Below are 3,150 nucleotides of genomic sequence, written 5' to 3'. Positions count from 1 at the left end.
GCCTACGGCACGCATGCGACCATCGTCAGTGAGAGTTCGGTGGCTGGCAAGCGCGCAGCGGCGATGAACCTGGTGTTCGGCGACCCGGACCTGACAGGGGCGGATGCGACTGCCTTCAACGCAGACCGCATGGCCTTCCTGAACAGCACGGGCGACTATGCCAACGGGTCGAACGGCGTCACCATCACCGGGGTCGACGCGATCGACTTCTGGATCGGCGGCCTGGCCGAAAAGCAGATGCCCTTCGGCGGCCTGCTGGGATCGACCTTCAACTTCGTCTTCGAAGAGCAGATGGAGAAGCTGCAGGACGGCGACCGGTTCTACTACCTGGAGCGCACCCAAGGCCTGAACTTCCTCACCGAGCTGGAGAACAACTCCTTCGCCCGGATGGTGATGGCCAACACCGATGCGACCCACCTGCCGGGCGACATCTTTACGACGCCCGGCTTCATCCTCGAGGTCGACGACACGAAGCAGTTCACCGGGCTGGGCCCGGATGGGCGCGACGACCCGCTCGGCGACGTGATCCGGAACAACCCCGGCACAGCGGCGCCCGATCCGCACTACCTGCACTACACGGGCGACGAGCACGTTGTGCTGGGCGGCAGCGAGGCAGACGACACACTCATCGCCAGCCTCGGTGATGACACGCTCTACGGCGACGGTGGGAACGACCGCCTCGAGGGCGGCGACGGCAACGACTTCGTGCTGGGCGGCGCTGGCGACGACATCATGACGGACCTGGGTGGCGACGACAACATGCAAGGCGGCGACGGCAACGACGCCATCCACGGCGGCAACGGCGCCAATCTGATCCTGGGCGGCTTCGGCAGCGATTTCATCGTCACCGGGCGAGACCCCTCCGAGGCGTTCGGCGGCCCCGGCAACGACTTCATCCTGGGCGCGCGTGGCAACGAGTTCGTGTTCGGCAATGAAGGCGATGACTGGATCGAGCTCGGCATGGCCGATGGCAGTGCCGGCGAGAACTTCGATGCGTTCTCGCGCGACCAGACGGTGGGCCACGACGTGTTCATCGGCAACACCATTTCCGACCGGATGGACGGGGAGGGCGGCGACGACATCATGGTCGGCAATGGCGGTCAGGTCGACCGCTACGAAGGCGGGTCCGGCTTCGACTGGGCGAGCTTCAAGGACGACCGGTACGGCGTGACGGCGGACCTGCTGCTGCGCGCCTTCGACGAGACGCCGGTACCGCTGTCCAACGCGACGGTGCTGGCGCGCTTCACTTCGACGGAAGGGCTGTCGGGCTCGGCGTTCGGCGATTTCCTGCGCGGTGACGACAACGATGCGGCCGCGATGGCCCTGTCCGGGGCGACAGGAAGCGTGCTGACCCACATCTCGCTCATCGATGGCTTGCAGGGCTTCCTCGACTCCTCGCTGGGCAGCCCGGTGACGTCGTTCGCCGGCAACATCATCCTGGGCGGCGGCGGCAGCGACGTGCTCGAAGGCCGCGGCGGCGACGACATCCTCGACGGCGACGCCTGGCTGAACGTGCAGCTGGAAGCGCCCGGGGTAGGTGGCGTCGGCACGGTGCGCGCCAGCAGCATGACGGAGTTGCAGGCGCGCGTGTTCTCGGGCGAGCTGAACCCGGGTGACATCCGGATGGTCCGCGAAATCCTCACGGCACCGGATGCCGACTTCGACACCGCCGTGTTTTCCGATGTCCTGGCCAACTACGACATCAGCACCAACGACGCGGGCCAGCTGGTGGTGAGCCACATCATCGACGGCGACCCGGGATCGGACGGAAGTGATGTGGTGAGGAACATCGAGCGCCTGCAGTTCTCCGACCAGGCCCTGGTGCTGGGCGGCCTGAACGCAGACCCCGACGGTTTCCTCACCATCAACGACACCACGCCGACCGAGGACCAGATGCTGACCGCTTCGGCGTTGGGCATCACTGACGCCGACAACATCACGGGTTCCAACCCGTCGGGCACCATCACCGGCCCCGTCACCTACTTCTGGCAGGCCGAAGTGCGGCCCGGCATCTTCGAGGACATCCTGATCGAGAACGCGGGCGGTGAAGCGGCGCGCGCGACCGGCCCCACGTTCACGCCGCGCGGCTTCGAGGTCGGCCTGGCGCTGCGCGTGCGCGCCCTCTACAAGGACGACAACGATGTGCTGGAGAACGTGTTCTCGGCTGCGACCGCACCGGTCGTGAGCAACAACAATGCGGCCGCAGGGCAGGTCCGCGTGTCGGACACGACACCGACGGAAACATTGACGCTGCAGGCGATCAACGAGATCACCGATCTGGACGGATTGCCGACGATCGACGGCTTCAGCTTCCAGTGGCAGCAAAGTGCCTTGGGCGGAGGCGGCGCCTTCACCAACATCGCCGGCGCCACGGACGGCAGCTTCACGCCAGGCCAGGACCAGGTCAACCGTCAGCTGCGCGTCGTCGTGAGCTTCACCGACATTGAAGGCCACCCGGAGAGCGTGACCTCGGCGCCGACGATCGTGGTGGGCGACTTCATCGCCGCCAACGCTGCGGCACAGACGCTGAACGGCAACGCCGGGCAGGACATGATCTTCGGTGGCGGCGGTGCGGACACGCTCAACGGCAATGCCCAGGACGACCTGCTCGACGGCGGCGACGGGGCCGACACGGTGAACGGCGGAGCCGGCAACGACACCATCTTCGGTGGCTTGGGCGCAGACGCCATCAACGGTGGCACTGAAGCGGACACGATGACAGGGGACCAGGGGGCCGACGTGGTGAACGGCGCGGCTGGCAATGACATCTTCCTGGCGACCGTCGGTGACGGCAACGACAGCTACATCGGTGGCGCCGGTGTCGACACCTACGACATGTCGGCCCTGACGACCGGCGCGACGGTCACCGCCGTGTCCTCGACGGGCGGCCAGGGTGGTGCGGACACGCTGAACACGATCGAAAACGTGATCGGCACCCAGGGCAACGACACCATCACGCTGGACGGTGCGGTGAACATCATCGATGGCCAGGACGGCAACGACACGCTGAACGCCGCGGCCGGAGCGGACACGGTGCGCGGGGGGCTGGGCGACGACACCATCGTCGGCGGCACGGGCAATGACGCGCTCTTCGGCGACGACGGCGACGACACCTTCACCTACACCATCGGCGACGGCAACGATGCAATC

Annotated in this window: 1 protein-coding gene; it reads left to right on the top strand. The window is 66.7% G+C overall.

Annotated features, from left to right (window positions below):
• Positions 1–3,150: calcium-binding protein (locus AC099J_RS31500; RefSeq protein ID WP_479619253.1), on the top strand; the 3,150-nt coding region annotated here is incomplete at both ends.

Source organism: Rhodoferax sp. RT4P68, assembly GCF_056521305.1.
Note: the sequence above shows the minus strand (reverse complement) of the source record. Positions and strands in the feature narration are given on the sequence as shown.